The following is a 16,290-nucleotide window of genomic DNA, read 5'->3' as shown; positions in this document are numbered from 1 at the left end:
GCTGGAGGTAGGCCGTCCGCTCATTCTGCGATGAGCTCGACCCCTTGGGGAAGCGTACCCTCCTGACCAGCTTCGACGACGAATGTGAGCAATGTCGTCCGGAACGCCTGGGCCGCCCGCGTCGGCTCCACGTCGCGCCGGTGCGCCAGCGCTATCGTCCGGCTCAGCCCCGGCGGGGCCAGCGGCGTCCCGGCCAGCCCCGGCCGGCCGTCGAGCACCATCGACGGCACCACCGCCACGCCCAGCCCGGCCTCCACGAACCGCAGCACCGCGTCCATCTCGCCGCCCTGCACCGCGAACCTCGGCTCGAACCCCGCCTGCCGGCACGCCGTCAGCGTCGCCTCCCGCAGGTCGTAGCCGCGCCGGAACATCACCATCGGCCGGCCGCGCAGGTCCTCGATCCGCATGTACGGTTTGCGCAAACGCTCATGGGAGGGCGCCACGACCACCAGGTTCTCGCGCAGGATCTCCTCGGTCAGCAGCGCCGGGTCGTCATGCTGCAACGGCATGATGATCAGCGACAGGTCGAGCTGCCCCCGCGCCAGCGCCCGCACCAGGTCACGCGAGCCGCCCTCCTCCACCAGCAGCTCGATGCCCGGGTAGGCGTGGTTGAAGCGGGCCAGCACGTCGGCCATCAGCCCGGCGCACAGCGACGGCGTCGCCCCCAGCCGCACCCGGCCGCTGCGCAGTCCCGCCAGCTCGGCGACCTCCCGCCGGGCCGTCTCGGCGTCCTCCAGCATCCGGCGCGCCAGCGGCAGCAGCGCCTCACCGGCGGCGGTCAGCGTGACGTTGCCGCGAGCACGGGAGAACAGCGGGGCCCCGAGCTCGGTCTCCAGCGCCTTGATCTGCTTGCTGAGCGACGGCTGGGCGACCCGCATCCGCTCGGCCGCATGGGTGAAGTGCCTGGTCTCGGCCACCGCGACGAAGTACGCCAACTGCTGCAACTGCATGTGATTTTCCTCGCACCGGCGGACTCGCTGGCTTTTATGCCGGCCATACAAACCAGACATCATAGCCTTTGGCTATGGAAACCAGGCCCGCGATGACTTGGACGGATCATCGCTGGTTACCTAGCTTCAGAAGATGTGACAGCCACGATAGAGCGCGGCGCCGCCACCGCGCCCGTTACCTCCCCAGCACCCGTGAAGAAGCCAACGCGCAAGCGGCCCCGCGGGTTCCTCAGCTCGTCCAACGGCAAGAAAGCCGTCATGGCCGTCACCGGCGCCGTGATGGTGCTCTTCCTGATCGGCCACATGCTGGGCAACCTCAAGATCTTCATCAGCAAGGACTCCTTCAACGAGTACGCGCACGCCCTGCGCACGCTGCTGGAGCCGCTGCTGCCCTACCGGACGCTGCTGACGATCGTGGAGATCGCGCTCGTCCTGTCGGTCGTGCTGCACATGTGGGCCGCGATCTCGCTGTCGCGCCGGGCCCGCTCGGCCCGCCCGGTCAAGTACGTCGCCAAGAAGTCGCAGGCCACCGGCTACGCCACGCACATCATGCGGTTCGGCGGCCTGACGATCGCGCTGTTCGTCGTGTGGCACCTGCTCGACCTCACCTTCGGCGTCGTCAACCCCAAGGGCTTCGACTCCACCCCGGCCGACCGCATGATCGCCGGGTTCGACCCGTCCCGCTGGTGGGTCACGCTCATCTACCTCGTGGCCGTCGTCATGGTCGGCCTGCACCTGCGCCACGGCGTGTGGAGCGCCTTCCAGACGCTCGGCTGGGCCAACCGTGACCGCAACAAGGCGCTGCGCCTGAGCGCCGGCCTGCTGTCGGCCGTCCTGGTCGTCGGCTTCCTCGCCCCGCCGCTCGCCATCATGTTCGGAGTCGTGCAATGAAGTACACCGAGGGCCCGGAGATCCGGGACACCAAGGCGCCCGAGGGGCCCATCGAGGAGCGCTGGGAGAAGCGCAAGTTCAGCGCCAGGCTGGTCAACCCGGCCAACAAGCGCAAGCTCAACGTCATCGTGGTCGGCACCGGCCTGGCGGGCGGGTCCGCCGCCGCCACGCTCGGCGAGCTCGGCTACAACGTCAAGTCGTTCTGCTACCAGGACACGCCCCGGCGCGCCCACTCCATCGCGGCGCAGGGCGGCATCAACGCCGCCAAGAACTACCGGGGCGACGGCGACTCGATCTACCGGCTGTTCTACGACACCGTCAAGGGCGGCGACTTCCGCGCCCGCGAGTCGAACGTCTACCGCCTGGCCCAGGTCTCGGTGAACATCATCGACCAGGCCGTGGCCCAGGGCGTGCCGTTCGCCCGCGAGTACGGCGGCCTGCTCGACACCCGCTCGTTCGGCGGCGCGCAGGTGTCGCGTACCTTCTACGCGCGCGGCCAGACGGGCCAGCAGCTCCTGCTCGGCGCCTACCAGGCGCTGGAGCGGCAGATCGCCGCCGGCACCGTCGAGATGTTCACCCGGCACGAGATGCTCGACCTGATCGTCGCCGACGGCCGGGCGCGCGGCATCATCGTGCGCGACATGGTCACCGGCGAGATCGAGCGCCACACCGCCGACGCCGTCGTGCTCGCCACCGGCGGCTACGGCAACGTGTTCTTCCTGTCCACGAACGCCAAGGGCTGCAACACCACCGCCATCTGGCGGGCCCACGAGCGCGGCGCGTACTTCGCCAACCCCTGCTACACGCAGATCCACCCGACCTGCATCCCGGTCTCCGGCGAGTACCAGTCCAAGCTGACGCTCATGTCGGAGTCGCTGCGCAACGACGGCCGCGTCTGGGTGCCGCTGCGCAAGGACGACAAGCGCGCCCCCGGCGACATCCCCGAGGACGAGCGCGACTACTACCTGGAGCGGATCTACCCCGCTTTCGGCAACCTCGTCCCGCGTGACATCGCCTCCCGCGCCGCCAAGAACGTCTGTGACGAGGGCCGCGGCGTCGGCCCCGGCGGCCTCGGCGTCTACCTCGACTTCCGCGACGCGATCAACCGGCTCGGCCGCGACGCCGTCGAGAAGAAGTACGGCAACCTCTTCGAGATGTACGAGCGCATCACCGGCGAGAACCCGTACGACGTGCCGATGCGCATCTACCCGGCCGTCCACTACACGATGGGCGGGCTGTGGGTCGACTACGACCTGCAGTCGACGATCCCCGGCCTGTTCGTGATCGGCGAGGCGAACTTCTCCGACCACGGCGCCAACCGCCTCGGCGCGTCCGCGTTGATGCAGGGCCTGGCCGACGGCTACTTCGTGCTGCCGACCACGCTCGGCGACTACCTGGCGGACGGCCCGTTCGGCGAGGTCGACGAGGCGGCGGTCGCCGAGGCCGAGCTGAAGGTGCGCGACAGGATCGAGCGCCTGCTCGCCGTCAACGGCACCCGCACCCCCGACTCCTTCCACCGCGAGCTCGGCAAGCTCATGTGGGACTACTGCGGCATGGAGCGCACCGAGGAGTCGCTGCGCAAGGCCCTGGACCGCATCCCCGAGCTGCGCAAGGAGTTCTGGGAGAACGTCAAGGTCTCCGGCACCGCCGAGGAGCTCAACCAGGTGCTGGAGAAGGCCGGCCGGGTGGCCGACTTCTTCGACCTGGCCGAGCTCATGTGCCTGGACGCGCTGGTGCGCACCGAGTCGTGCGGCGGCCACTTCCGCGCCGAGTCGCAGGACGCCGACGGCGAGGCCCTGCGTGACGACGAGGCCTTCGCGCACGTGTCGGCCTGGGAGCACTCGCCCGACGGTGAGCCGGTGCTGCACAAGGAACCGCTCGTGTACGAGTACGTCAAGATGACCCAGCGGAGTTACAAGTGAACCTGACCCTTCGCGTCTGGCGGCAGAGCGGCCCTTCCGACGCCGGCCGGATGGTGACATATCGGGTTGAGGAAGTCTCGCCGGACATGTCGTTCCTGGAGATGCTGGACGTCCTCAACGAGCGCCTCATCCTCGAAGGCGACGACCCGATCGCCTTCGACCACGACTGCCGCGAGGGCATCTGCGGCATGTGCGGCATGGTGATCAACGGCGTCGCCCACGGCGAGCAGCGCGCCACCACCACCTGCCAGCTCCACATGCGCCACTTCGAGGACAACGCCACCATCACCATCGAGCCGTGGCGCGCCGCGCCCTTCCCGGTGGTGAAGGACCTCGTCGTCGACCGCAGCGCCTTCGACCGCATCATCCAGGCGGGCGGCTTCGTCTCCGTCCCGGCCGGCTCCGCCCCCGACGCCCACAGCGTCCCGGTGCGCAAGGAGGACGCCGACGCCGCATTCGACGCCGCCACCTGCATCGGCTGCGGCGCCTGCGTCGCCGCCTGCCCCAACGGGTCGGCGTCGCTGTTCACCGCGGCCAAGATCACCCACCTGAGCCTGCTGCCGCAGGGCCAGCCCGAGCGCCTGTCCCGCGCCAAGGCCATGGTGGACCAGATGGACGCCGAAGGCTTCGGCGGCTGCACGAACACCGGCGAGTGCACCGCGGTCTGCCCCAAGGGCATCCCGCTCGACACGATCGCCCAGATGAACACGGACTACCTGAAGGCGAACGCCAAGTAGCCGCAGTTTCCGGCCCACCGTGCGTGCGTGAAGCTCGCGCTACCGTGCGTGCGTGAAGCTCGCGCGGTAGGCCGTCGGCGTGAGCCCCACCCGGTCGACCAGGTGCTTGCGGAGGGAGTCGGCGCTGCCCAGCCCGCTCTTCTCCGCCACCTGGTCCATCGGCAGCTCCGTCGTCTCCAGCAACTCCCTGGCCCGGTCGACCCGGCGGTGCAACAGCCACTGGAGCGGGCTCAACCCGGTCTCCGCGTGAAAACGCCTGGTCAGCGTACGGACACTGGTGCTCGCGTGCGCCGCCAGGTCGGCCAGCGTCAACGGCCGGTCCAGCCGCGCCAGCGCCCACGCCCGCGTCGGCGCCAGCGACGTGCCCCGCTCCGGAGGCAACGGCGTCTCGATGAACTGCGCCTGACCGCCCGGCCGCACCGGCGACACCACCGCCGCCCGCGCCGCCACGTTCGCCACCGCCGCCCCGAAGTCCAGCCTCACCAGGTGCAGGCACAGATCGATGGCGGCCGCCGCGCCCGCCGACGTGAAGATGCCGCCGTCCTCGACGAACAGCAGATCGGGCTGCACCTCCACCGACGGGAACCGGGCCGCCAGATCCCCGGCCAGCCCCCAGTGCGTCGTGGCCCGCCGCCCGTCCAGCAGCCCCGCCTGGGCCAGCACGAACGCGCCCGTACACAGGGACGCGATGCGCGCGCCCGCCCGCTCCGCGTTCCGCAGCGCCGCAAGCACCTCCGGCGGAGCCGGCTCACCGCCGCTGCCCACGGTGATCACCGTGTCGACGCCCGCCACCGCCTCCAGGCCGTCCGTCACCACGATGTCCGGCCCCCCGACGGTCGGCACCGCCCCCGGCCGCGCCGTACAGATCCGCACGTCATAGTCCGGAACGCTGTTGAACACCATCAACGGGATCGACACATCGAAACTCAGCACCGGCGTCACGACCACGACGGCAATCCGGTGCCTGTCCTGAATTTCCGTCATGGCCAGATCCTCCGGATAGTTGGCATTCCGGCCACTAGGCTACGCCGCCGCCACCCGGCAGCGTGGTCGCCATGACTTTTCACGTGATCGTGGGCCGCGGCGCCGCCGCCTCGAAGACCGCACAACTGCTCGCCGAGGACGGCGAACGCGTGCGCATGATCAGCCGCGCCGGAGGCGGCCCCGAACATCCCCTCGTCGAGCGCATCGCCGCCGACGCCACCGACACCGACCGGCTCACCGAACTGGCCACCGGCGCCCGCACCCTCTTCACCACCGCCGCACCGCCCTACCGCGCCTGGCCCGCCCAGTTCCCCGCCCTCGCCGCCTCCCTGCTCACCGCCGTCCGCCGCACCGGCGTCCCGTACGTGATGCTCGGCAACCTCTACGGCTACGGCCCCGTGGACGGCCCCATCCGGCCCGACTTCCCCCTGACGGCGACCGGGCCCAAGGGACGCACCAGGGCACGCATCTGGGAGGAAGCCGTCGCCTCGGGCGTCAAGGTGACCGAGGTGCGCGCCGCCCAGTTCTACGGCGCCGGCGCCTACTCCGTGTTCAGCCTCATGGTGCAGCAGCCCGTCCTCGAAGGCAGGCTCGCCCTCGTCCCCCAGGAACTCGACGTCCCGCACAGCTACTCCGCCATCACCGACACCGCCCGCACGCTCATCGCCGCCGGGCGCGACGAACAGGCGTACGGCCGCGCCTGGCACGTCCCCACCGCGACCCTGTCCGTCCGCGACCTCGCCGGCCGCCTCGCCCACCTCGCCGGCGCTCCGACCCCCCGCCTGGAGCAGTTGACCGAGCGGGACCTCACCCTGCTGGCGCTCACCGACCCCTTCTGGGCCGAACTGCACGAAGTCCTCGCAAAGCCCGGCCACCCCTTCGTCATCGACCACACCGAAACGGAGAAGATCCTCGGCATCACCGCCACTCCCGTCGACACCGTCCTGAGCGACCTGCTCTAAGCCTGATCGAGAACCACCCCCCAACCGCGCCCCACCGGTGGGTGCCCCGCTGGGTCGTGCGCTGCCGGGTCGCGCATCTTCCGGCCGCGGGCAGTCAGTCCGCACGTCGGCAGGCCAGCACCGTCGGGGCACGCATGATCCGGTCGCCCACCGCCGGGCCCCGCATCGTCTGGCCGCAGGCCGTCAGACCGGCACCGTCGGGGCACGGACCGGTCGCGCACCACCCGCTTGAGCGCCGTCCGTGGGCGCACCCTCTGGCGGGCCACCGCTTGGCCACCGCGCCCCGTCCGCCCACGCTCCGTCCATGCCCCGTCCGCCCGTCCGCTCGCCGTCCGCTCGGGCGGCTGTCCGCCCGACGGCCGTCCGTCCGTCCGCCGTCCGTCCGTCCGCCGTCCGTCCGTCCGACGGCCGTCCGTCCGCCGTCCTTCAGATCGCCCCCACCGTTAGACCTCCCGCCGTCAGGGCGCGCGCCGTTCCTCCGCCGTTCACCCGCTCCGCCGGGCCGCCATCCGCGCCAGCTCACCTCAGGTCGGGCGCGGTCAGGTCGGCGTGGTCAGGCGAGGTCAGGTCGGGCGGGGGCAGGTCGGCCGGGGTGGGACGGTCGGGGGCAGGTCGGGCGGAGGCACGGGCGCGGTCAGGGCGGACGCAGTGAGGCCCCACCGTCTGGTGCGGTCGTTCGGCTGGCGGGCTGGCGGGCTGGCGGGCTGGCGGGCTGGCGGGCTGGCAGGGTGGCGGGCTGGCTGGGTGGCTGGGGGTGCGGTGTGTCCCGTGGGTAGGACGGGGCGCCCCGCTCACCCGATCGTCTTGGGCACTGGGCAACCCGCCAGGCCGGACGCCGCTGGATAACCCGCGCCTCCCGCGCGTTTGGGCGGCGGGAGGCGGTGGGTGTCTGCGCCGGTCCGTGGGGTTTCACGTGAGGAAGTCCGACAGGACGGGGGCGAGCTTGTGCGGGGCCATCATGACGGCTCCGTGGTTGAGGCCGGCGAGTTTGCGGTGCTCGGCGTGCGGCAGCACTTCCACCAGTGCCCGGGCCGCGTCGTGGAACCCGGCGGGGCTCTTGCTTCCGGTGAGCACCAGCGTGGGCGCGACGGCTCCCGCCCATGCGGCCGCGTCCAGAGGCCGCCCCTGCTGAGTGTCGCCCATCACCGCGATGTCGTACGGCAGCGTGGGCGCGAGCCTCTTGAGCGTGGACCACACGCCCGGCATCAGCCGCATCATGGCGACCATGAACGACGGCATCCCCTGTGCCCGCGTCATGAAGTGCTTGACGGCATCCCCGGGCCGGTCGGCGGCCAGCAGGGCGTCGATCTCCTGGGCGAACCCGGCCGGTGGCGCGAACCCGTCGCCCGTCACCGCGAACGGCGGCTCGTACAGGGCCAGACGGTCGACGTTGAGGCCCGCGGCGGCGGCACGCAGGGCGAGCACCGCACCGGACGAGCTGCCGAACAGCGACGCCGAGCCGCCCGCATGGTGGATGAGCGCGGCCACGTCCTCGATCTCGCGCTCCACGGTGTAGGCGGACCCGTCGCCGCTCGCGCCCCGCCCCCGCCGGTCGTAGTTGATCACTGTAAAGCGCGGTGCGAGCAGGCGGGCGAGCTTGGCCGCGTCCTTGCGGTCGGCCAGCGCAGAGGCGACCAGGATGACGGCGGGACCGGCGCCGAGCTGCTCGAAGGCGATCGGGGTGCCGTCGCTGGAGATCACGGTCGTGGTTGTGGTGGTGCGCATGGGGGTGTTGCTCCGTTTCTGTCACGTTCTCGACCGTGTGACGGGTGCCGGGACAAAAAGGAATCGGTCCTCCTGGTAAGGGCGTGAGTGGGTACGTTCGAGCGCGTGACCCTCCAAGGCAGGCCGCCCGCGCCGGTCATCACCGCGGCGGTGATGTTCGAGCTGGGCGTGTTGGTCGTGCTCGTCTCCGCGGTGGTCGGGATCTTCCAAGGTTCTGGCCGCTCGTCCTGCTCGCCGCGATGGCCGCCTTCGCCGGTGTCTCTGCGGCGCAGGGGCTGTGGCGCGGCTGGCGGGGCTCACGGATCTTTCTGATGCTGGTGGGCGGGTTGCTGGTGCCGGCGGGGCTGTCCGTGTATGAGTCGTCGTCAGGGCCGTACGTACCGGGATATGGGCTTTTCGGGCTCTTCGTCGCTGCCTATGGGGTGGTGATGGCTGTGTTGCTCGTCGTGCCGGGATCGTCGCGGGCCTGGTTCGCCGTCAGACCAGCCCCGCCTCGTACGCCGCGATGACCAGGTGGATGCGGCTGCGCGCGTCCAGCTTGGTGAGCAGGTGGCTGACGTGCGTCTTCACCGTGCTGAGGCTGAGGTAGAGCTGTTCGGCGATCTCGGCGTTGGACAGCCCCTTCGCGACCAGGACGAGCACCTCGCGCTCCCGTTCGGTGATGGCCAGCGGCGGGGGCGGCGCCGGACGCCGGATCCGCTCGGCGGCACGCGACACCAGGCTCCGGCTCCGCTCCACGGCGGGAGGCGCGGAGCTCACGAACTGCTGGATCAACCGCCGGGTGGCGGTCGGCGCCAGCAGCGACTCGCCTGACGCGATCACCTCGATGGCCTTGAGCAGCTCGGCCGCCGGGGTGTGCTTGAGCATGAACCCCGCGGCTCCGGCTCGCAGCGCTCCGTAGACGTACTCGTCCAGGTCGAACGTGGTCACGATGAGCACGCGGGTCTCCGGACGGGCGGCGCAGATGAGGCGGGTGGCCTCGATCCCGTCCATCACCGGCATGCGTACGTCCATCAGGACCAGATCGGGACGGTCCCGCTCGGCGAGCCGCACCGCCTCCGCACCCGTCGCGGCCTCACCGATCGCCACACATCCGGGCGCGCTGTCGACCAGCAGGCGGAAGCTGCCCCTGATCTGTGGTTGGTCGTCGGCCACCAGCACTCGTGTCACTGAGGCAACCTCGCCATCACCCGGAATCCGCCCGGCGCGTGGGCGCCCGCCGCGAACTCGCCGCCGAAGACGCGCACCCGCTCGCGCAGCCCCGTCAGCCCGTGCCCGTAAGGCCGCACCGGCCTGTGGCGGCCGTCGTCGACGACCTCCACGACCAGCCCGCCCTCCTGCCGCTGGATCCGGACGTCGACGTGCTGGGCGTCGGCATGCCTGACCACGTTGGTCAGCGCCTCCTGCACGATCCGGTAGACCGTCAGCTCCATTTCTCCGTTCACCTTGCCGTCGATCGCCAGGTCCACTTCCAGCCCGGTCGCCTCGGCCCGCCTCACCAGCACGCCGAGATCGGCCAGGCCGGGAACGGGGGCGAGCTCCGCCCCGTCGTCGTCGCGCAGCACGCCGAGCAGCCTTCCGGTCTCGCGCAGCGCGGACCGGCTGGTCTCCTCGATCGAATGCAGCGCCCGGCTCATCTCGCCCTCGATGCCCACGTGGCCCGCCACGCCCGCCTGGACGGCGATCGTGCTGAGGCTGTGGCCGACGACGTCGTGTAACTCCCTGGCGATGCGCAGCCGCTCCTCCGCGGCTTGGGCCCGGGCACGCTGCTCGGCGTGCTGGGTCAGCCGCTCGGTGTAGACCCGGCGCTGGCGCACGGTCGTGCCGACGGCCCAGGAGGCGACCAGGATCGCCGCCACCAGGGCGAGCTGCTCCAGCACCGTGTCGGTCACCGGCAGCTCGGCCACGCCCTGCCAGCCCACTGCGACGGCCGCCACGAGGGGGACCGCGGCCCGGTGGCGTGCCGCCACCGTGTAAAGGGCGAGGGGCAGGCACAGCAGGTCGGCGTGCGGGAGCAGGAACTCGCGCATGCCGAGCCCCGCCGCCAGCACCACCAGGAACACCGCCCGCGGCCAGAGCCGCCGGACCGCGATCGGCAAGGTCGTCGCCAGAGCCGCCGCATAGTCGAACACGTCGGGCGCCACGCTGCCGCGTGACGAGGCGAGCCCCACGAAGGCGGCCGCGAAGAACACGGCGACGCCTGCGTCGAGGCACAGCCAGGCCCGCTCGGGGACCCGGCTCAACAGCGGGGGACGGAGGTCTTCGCGCACGGAACGAAGGTAACCGGGGAGGCGGGGCCGAACATCGGTCTCAGGACCGATGTGGAAAACCCTCGTTCCGGCCGATCGTGGAGCACGTGATCGAAGTGAACGGGCTCACCCGGCGTTTCAAACAGACCCTGGCCGTGGACGACCTCACCTTCGAGGTGCCGTCGGGCAGGATCACCGGCTTCCTCGGCTCCAACGGCGCCGGGAAGACCACGACCATGCGGCTGATCCTCGGCCTCGACCGGCCCACCGCCGGTCAAGCCACCGTCGGCGGCAGACCGTACCGAAGCTTGGAACGGCCGCTCACCCACGTCGGCGCGCTGCTGGACGCGACCGCGGTGCAGGGCGGGCGGCGCGCCGAGCAGCACCTGCGCTGGCTGGCGGCCTCCAACGGGCTCTCCGCGCGGCGCGTGGGAGGGCTGCTCGACCTCGTCGGCCTCGGCGACGCGGCCGGCAAACGGATCGGCGGTTTCTCCCTCGGCATGAAACAGCGGCTGGGCATCGCCGCGGCGCTGCTCGGCGATCCCGGCACGCTCCTGCTCGACGAGCCGGTCAACGGGCTCGACCCCGAGGGCATCCGCTGGACGCGGCAGTTGCTGAAGTCGCTGGCCGCGGAAGGGCGCACGGTCCTCGTGTCGAGCCACCTGATGAGCGAGATGGCGCTGACGGCAGACCATCTGATCGTCATCGGGCGCGGCAGGCTGCTCGCCGACGCGCCGATCGCCGAGCTGGTCCGGCCTGGGACGTCGTTGGAGGACGTGTTCATGGACCTTGTCTCGGAGGGCCGGGAGGCTCCAGAAGGGGACGAGGGGGCTCGGGAGCGACGTGGGGCAGTTCAGGACATGAGGCATTCGGGGGTGCGCGGTGGACACGGTCAACGCTGAGTGGATCAAGTTGCGGACCCTGCGTTCGACCTGGTGGACGATGGGGATCGCGGTGTTCGTCGCGCTCGTGCTCACCGCACTGGGCGCCGGCGCCGTCATCTCGCGCTGGAACCCCGGTCACGCCCCTGACCAGGCCGCCATGGGCATCGTGGTGGCCGTGTACGTGGGCGTCGTCCTGGCCCAGCTCCCGCTCGGGATGCTCGGTGTGATGACGATCAGCGGCGAGCACGCGTCCGGCATGATCGACACCACGCATGTCGCCACGCCCGCAAGATCGCGGGTCCTGCTGGCCAAGGCGGTGGTGCTGGCCGGCGCCGCGGTCGTCGCCTCGCTGCTCATCGCGGTTCCCAGTTATCTGTACGGGCGCGTGGTGGCCGCCGAGTTCAACCCGTCGGCACTGCCGGGGGAGGCGTGGCCGGTGATCGCCGGTGGCACCCTGATGATCGTGGCGACCACCCTCCTCGGGCTGGCGCTGGGCGCCCTCCTGCGTAACGGGGCGGCGGCGATGGCGGCGCTGATGGCGATCATCCTGCTGGTGCCGTTCGTGGCCCGCATGCTGCCCGGGGGCGAGTGGGGCAACTACTTATTGCCGACCTACCCGGCGCTGCAGCTCATCGGGCAGGTGCCGGTCATCATGCCGGGATGGGTGGCTTTCACGGTGCTCGGCTGCTGGGCGGTCATCCCGTTGGGCATCGCGGCCCTTGCCGGACGGCGCTGAACGGAAGGCCCGCCGGGCCCCGTCCCGGGTCAGGGGAAGGGCGTGCGCGTGCGGACCTTGCGGAGGGGCCGGGTGGGCCTGCTGTGGACCTGCTGTGGGCCCGGGGGCCTGCTGTGGACCTGCTGTGGGCCCGGGGGCCTGCTGTGGGCCTGGGGAGTGCCGGTTGCGCTGTGGGAAGGGCCGGTTGTGCTGCGGGAAGGGGCGGTTGTGCTGTGGGGAGTGCCGGTTGTGCTGTGGGAAGGGGCTGCATGGGCCGTCCCGGCCTCCCCTGGGGTTGTGCACGGGAGGCCGGGACTGGGTGGGCGTCAGTGGGGGCAGGTGTCGCGGTATTCCTCGATGGCCGTGCCGCTCGGTGGCGGGCAGAGGAAGCGTTCGTAGCGGGTGTCGTCGTCGACGAACCTCTTCAGCCAGGCGACCATCGACTTGGCCATCGTGGTGTTCGTGGTCTGCGGGAAGAAGTGGCTGGCGTTGTTGAGCTCCAGATACGCCTTCTCCGACGAGGAGGGGATGCTCTCGTAGAACGGCTGGGAGTGGGTGGTGACCGAGGCGATGGAGTCGCTCTCGCCGCCGATGATCAGCGTCGGGACGCGTACGCCTGACCAGTTCTTGGTCAGGTTCCACGGCGCGAGCGGTACCGCGGCCTGCAGTGACGGGCGGTCGTCGGCGGCTTCGAGGGTGCCGCCGCCGCCCATGGAGTGGCCGGCCACGGCCAGTCGGGAGCCGTCGATGCGGCTGCGGATGGCGAGCGGGCTGTCCTCGACCAGCCAGTCGAGGGCGGCCAGGAGCTGGCGGCCACGGCTGGCGGGCTGGTCGTAGCGGGAGTTGGTCTCGATGCCGATGACCACGAAGCCGTGCGAGGCGATGCGCGGGCCGAGCCAGTCGAGGCTGGACCAGGAGGCGGTGTAGCCGGGGGAGATCGCGATCGCGCCGAACGTGCCCTGGCTGGTGTCGTTCGGGTAGTAGACCTCTCCGCCGCCGAACCCGCTCACGCTGAGGGAGGAGACCGACTGGTCGGAGGTGGAGAAGGGGCCGCGGAGCGCTTCGAGGATGGCGTCGGTGGGGTCGGGGCCGCGCTCGTACGGGCCGGCGGCATGCGCGGGCAGCGCGATGGTTCCGCATGCCAGGGTCGCGGCCATGGCGATCTTCGCGATGGTCCTCGCTGGGGATGACGACATGTCGGGAACTCCAGGTTCTCGGGGGGTGCGACGTCGTCATTTTCAAACGGGGGTGAAGGGGACGCATCGGGTGAATCGCCGGTGTCAGGAGAGGAGGCGGGACAGTTCGACGCGTGAGCGTACGCCGAGCTTGGCGAAGACGTTGCGGAGGTGGTGGTCGATCGTGCGCGGGCTGAGGAAGAGTTGTGCGGCGACCTCGCGGTTCGTGGCGCCTTCGGCCACCAGGCGGGCGATGCGCAACTGCTGTGCGGTGAGCAGCCGCTCGGGGCCGTCGGCCGGCGCGATGGGCACGACGGTCTCGCCCGACGCGCGCAGCTCGGTCCTGGCGCGCTCGCTCCACAGGCCCGCGCCGAGGCGCTGGAACGTCTCCAGGGCGCCGTGCAGGTGTTCTCTGGCGGCTCCCGGCCGGCGTTCCCTGCGCAGCGCGACCCCGTACAGCAACTGCGTGCGCGCCGTCTCGAACGGGCACGCGTGCAGCTCCAGCGCCTCCCTGAACAGCTCGCCGGCCTCGCCGCCGGTGGCGAGCAGCGCCCGGCAGCGCGCCACGAGCGCGCGCCGGTCGGGGCTGCGCGTGCTGCCCGCCCAGCGGTCGAGCACCCGCAGCGCGGCCGAGGCGCGCCTGCGGTCGCCGGTACGGGCCGCCGCCTCGATGAAGTGCGGGCTGGCCATGACCCGGATGACGACATGATCGTTGCCGCGATGGCCGCGCAGCTTGGCCGCCGCCTCCGCCGGACGTCCCGTGGCCAGGTCAAGATGAGCCAGCGCCCAGTTGCCGAGGCTGGTGGCGATGCCGAGACCGTGGGATTCGGCCAGGTCCAGCGCGGCGTGGGCGCGTTCGCGGCAGCCTTGCGCGTCGCCCTGTACGGCGGCGGCGTGGGCCAGCCAGCCGAGGTGACGGGCGGCGGAGTTGAGCTGCCCCGATGCCTGGGCCAGTCGCAGCCCGTCGGCGGCGTGCATGGCCACCGACGAGTAGCGGCCCAGCCAGAACTCCGCCTGGATCAGCGACTCCAGCAGCTGGGGCACCACGCTGACCGCGCCGCGCCGGCGTGCGGTGTCGATCGCGCGGGCCGACAGCTCGATGGCCGTGGCGTCCTCGCCGAGCAGCAGGCTCGCTACGCAGGCCCAGACGAGGGTGGTGGGGTTGCGTACGGCCGGGGCCAGCGCGACGACCCGCCGCAGTGGTCCGGCCGCCGCCCGGTGCCTGCCGCTGAACGTCGCCGCGATCCCCTCCAGATACTCGAACATGAGCTGCGTGTCCTGGCAGTCGTCGCTGCGCCGCAGGAGTGCGGCTTGGTGGGCGATTGCATGAAATGTACGGATATCGCCGGACATGTAGCTGGCTTCGGCGGCATGCAGGAGCGCCTTGACCGCGACCAGCCGGTCACGGTCCACCAGCCGGGCGGCGGCGGCCAGCAGCTTGGCGCTGGCGCTGTCGGCATGTCCGCTGAGCAGTTCCAGGCGCCCGTACATGAGCTCGGCCTCGTCGGTGACCACCGGGCGGTGCAGCCCGGCCAGCAGCGACCTGGCCCGGGGGAAGTCGCCGGACATCCACGCGTGCCGGGCCGCCGCTGCCAGCCATGCCGCCTTGCTCGCCTCGTTCCCGCCGAGCTGCGCGGCTCTCTCGTACGCGAGGGAGGGGGTGGGGTGACAGTGACCACCACCCGAGCCGCCCGGCGCGTTCGGTCCGCCTGGCCCCTGCGCCCCGTAGTCCGTGGTGGGCTCGTGGTTTGTGCCCGGTGTGTGGTTATGGCTTGGAGCGTAGGTGGGTGGTGGGCCGGGGATGGGGGCGGGGGCGTACGGGGTGGTGCGGGCGGCGGTGGAGGCGGCGGCGGCCAGGTCGGCGGCGAGTTCGTCCGGCGGGCCGTCGAGTGCGGCGGCGCGGTGCCAGGCGCCGGGCAGGCCGGTGAGCTGCCTCCCGAGCAGCCGGTGCACCTCCCGGCGGCGGGCCAGCGGGGCTTCGGCGTACGCGACGGCCCGCAGCGTCTCGTCGGCGAACACGTACCGGTCCCCGTCCGGCCGGATCACCCCCGCCCGCTCGGCCACCGCCAGCACGGCGAGCGGATCCGTGGACCGGACGGGTGCCGCATCGACGGGAGGATCGTCGGCGCGCCAGGCGGGAGGCGCCGGGATGGCCACGGGATCGCCCGTCCGGACGGCGGGCGGGTCGGCAAGTTCGCGCGGTCCCAGGGGCGCGGCCGTGGGTCGAGCGCAAGGCGGGCCCTCTGCGGCCTGGAGGAGGGCGCTGGTGGGGAGGCCGGGGGCGGCGGCCAGGAGGAGGAGCAGGGCGCGGGTCTCGTCCGGTAAGCCCGCGAGCCGTTCGGCGTGTGCCCGGTGGAGGCGTCCGCCGGGCGGCAGGGTGTCGGGCGGCGGGGCGAGCCCGGCGAGTTGCGCGGCGGTCAGCGACTCGGCGAGTTCGCGCAGCCCCAGGGGGTTGCCGTGGGCGGCCCGTACCAGACAGGCGCACAAGCCCTCCGAGGCCCGGCCGGACAGCAGGTCCCTGGCCAGCGCGTGGCTCGCGGTGTCGTCCAGCGGTCCGACGGCGAGGACCGGGACGTCGTCCGGCACCGGCGGGTCGCCCGGCGTACGGGCTGAGAGGAGGAGAGCGATCCGTTCACCGGCCAGCCGCCTGGCCGCGAAGCAGACCGCCTCGCGGCTGGCCCGGTCGAGCAGGTGCACGTCGTCCACGCACGCCAGCACCGGCTGCTCGGTGGCGAGCTCGCGCAGGAACTCCAGCACCGCCACCGGCAGGGCCACCCCGCCCCCGGCCACCCCGGTGCGCAGCGCCCGACCGAGCACCCCGGACCGCACCCGATCGGCGACCGGCCGCAGCAGCGCGTCCAGCCCGGACAGCGGCAGGTGGGCCTCCTGCCGCACCCCGCGCACCCGCAGCACCGTGAACTCGTTCGCCAGCGAGGCCGCCAGCTCCAGGACGGCGGTCTTGCCGATCCCCGGCGCCCCCAGCACCGCCAGCGCGCCCCCGTCACCGCCCCGTGCCCCGTCGAGCAGCCGCCGCACCGCTTCCTGCTCGGCGGCACGGCCATACAGCGTGGTGGACATGACCAGAGTGTTACTCGG

General features: G+C 71.9%; 13 protein-coding genes. 6 read left to right on the top strand and 7 right to left on the bottom strand.

All coding sequences use genetic code 11. The features are described 5' to 3' along the window. Positions 1-20: 20 nt before the first annotated feature. Positions 21-950 carry a LysR family transcriptional regulator gene (locus tag ACWDXC_RS31005; protein WP_219511486.1) on the bottom strand — a complete coding sequence of 310 codons (930 nt, stop codon included), beginning with the start codon at positions 948-950 and terminating at the stop codon, positions 21-23. A 192-nt stretch (positions 951-1,142) separates the two neighbouring features. On the opposite strand from ACWDXC_RS31005, the gene ACWDXC_RS31000 reads away from it, so the two are divergent. Genes ACWDXC_RS31000 through ACWDXC_RS30990 form a run of 3 tightly spaced genes read left to right on the top strand, consistent with a single transcriptional unit; the run spans position 1,143 to position 4,500 of the window. Next, a complete protein-coding gene (locus ACWDXC_RS31000; protein ID WP_308126070.1) occupies positions 1,143-1,841 on the top strand; it encodes a succinate dehydrogenase cytochrome b subunit in 699 nt (232 codons plus the stop codon). Beyond that, positions 1,838-3,763, top strand: coding sequence for a fumarate reductase/succinate dehydrogenase flavoprotein subunit (locus ACWDXC_RS30995; protein ID WP_449987580.1), 1,926 nt, complete (start codon positions 1,838-1,840; stop codon positions 3,761-3,763). The genes ACWDXC_RS31000 and ACWDXC_RS30995 overlap by 4 nt, the downstream gene beginning before the upstream one ends. Then, complete coding sequence (locus ACWDXC_RS30990; protein WP_219511491.1) at positions 3,760-4,500, top strand: succinate dehydrogenase/fumarate reductase iron-sulfur subunit; 741 nt, start codon at positions 3,760-3,762, stop codon at positions 4,498-4,500. The genes ACWDXC_RS30995 and ACWDXC_RS30990 overlap by 4 nt, the downstream gene beginning before the upstream one ends. 39 nt (positions 4,501-4,539) lie before the next feature. Here ACWDXC_RS30990 and ACWDXC_RS30985 read toward each other — a convergent pair whose 3' ends face one another. Next, positions 4,540-5,484: a GlxA family transcriptional regulator gene (locus tag ACWDXC_RS30985; RefSeq protein WP_449987577.1), complete on the bottom strand. Its 945-nt coding sequence runs from the start codon at positions 5,482-5,484 to the stop codon at positions 4,540-4,542. A gap of 71 nt (positions 5,485-5,555) precedes the next feature. Here ACWDXC_RS30985 and ACWDXC_RS30980 point away from each other — a divergent pair, with 71 nt between their 5' ends. Next, complete coding sequence (locus ACWDXC_RS30980; RefSeq protein ID WP_449987574.1) at positions 5,556-6,446, top strand: NAD-dependent epimerase; 891 nt, start codon at positions 5,556-5,558, stop codon at positions 6,444-6,446. Between the two features lie 909 nt (positions 6,447-7,355). On the opposite strand, the gene ACWDXC_RS30975 is transcribed toward ACWDXC_RS30980, so the two are convergent. From ACWDXC_RS30975 to ACWDXC_RS30965, 3 genes are all read right to left on the bottom strand, one after another. Then, the gene (locus ACWDXC_RS30975) at positions 7,356-8,171 is read right to left on the bottom strand and encodes an alpha/beta fold hydrolase (RefSeq protein ID WP_449987571.1); all 816 of its coding nucleotides are present in this window, start codon (positions 8,169-8,171) and stop codon (positions 7,356-7,358) included. Between the two features lie 477 nt (positions 8,172-8,648). Next, positions 8,649-9,341, bottom strand: a complete 693-nt coding sequence (locus ACWDXC_RS30970) for a response regulator (protein WP_449987568.1) — start codon at positions 9,339-9,341, stop codon at positions 8,649-8,651. Further along, the gene (locus tag ACWDXC_RS30965; protein WP_449987565.1) at positions 9,338-10,441 is read right to left on the bottom strand and encodes a sensor histidine kinase; all 1,104 of its coding nucleotides are present in this window, start codon (positions 10,439-10,441) and stop codon (positions 9,338-9,340) included. Before ACWDXC_RS30965 ends, ACWDXC_RS30970 begins: the two co-directional genes overlap by 4 nt. A gap of 86 nt (positions 10,442-10,527) precedes the next feature. On the opposite strand from ACWDXC_RS30965, the gene ACWDXC_RS30960 reads away from it, so the two are divergent. Both ACWDXC_RS30960 and ACWDXC_RS30955 read left to right on the top strand, forming a co-directional pair. After that, positions 10,528-11,322, top strand: a complete 795-nt coding sequence (locus tag ACWDXC_RS30960) for an ABC transporter ATP-binding protein (protein WP_449987561.1) — start codon at positions 10,528-10,530, stop codon at positions 11,320-11,322. Beyond that, positions 11,303-12,040 (top strand): ABC transporter permease, encoded by a 738-nt coding sequence (locus ACWDXC_RS30955; protein ID WP_449987558.1) that lies wholly within the window; start codon positions 11,303-11,305, stop codon positions 12,038-12,040. Before ACWDXC_RS30960 ends, ACWDXC_RS30955 begins: the two co-directional genes overlap by 20 nt. A gap of 305 nt (positions 12,041-12,345) precedes the next feature. Here the strand turns inward: ACWDXC_RS30955 and ACWDXC_RS30950 are convergent, their stop codons facing one another. Then, positions 12,346-13,215 carry an alpha/beta hydrolase family protein gene (locus tag ACWDXC_RS30950; protein WP_449987555.1) on the bottom strand — a complete coding sequence of 290 codons (870 nt, stop codon included), beginning with the start codon at positions 13,213-13,215 and terminating at the stop codon, positions 12,346-12,348. Between the two features lie 84 nt (positions 13,216-13,299). Continuing rightward, positions 13,300-16,272: a LuxR C-terminal-related transcriptional regulator gene (locus ACWDXC_RS30945; RefSeq protein ID WP_449987552.1), complete on the bottom strand. Its 2,973-nt coding sequence runs from the start codon at positions 16,270-16,272 to the stop codon at positions 13,300-13,302. Between the last annotated feature and the right edge of the window lie 18 nt (positions 16,273-16,290).

The organism is Nonomuraea sp. NPDC003214 (genome assembly GCF_053590035.1).
Note: the sequence above shows the minus strand (reverse complement) of the source record. Positions and strands in the feature narration are given on the sequence as shown.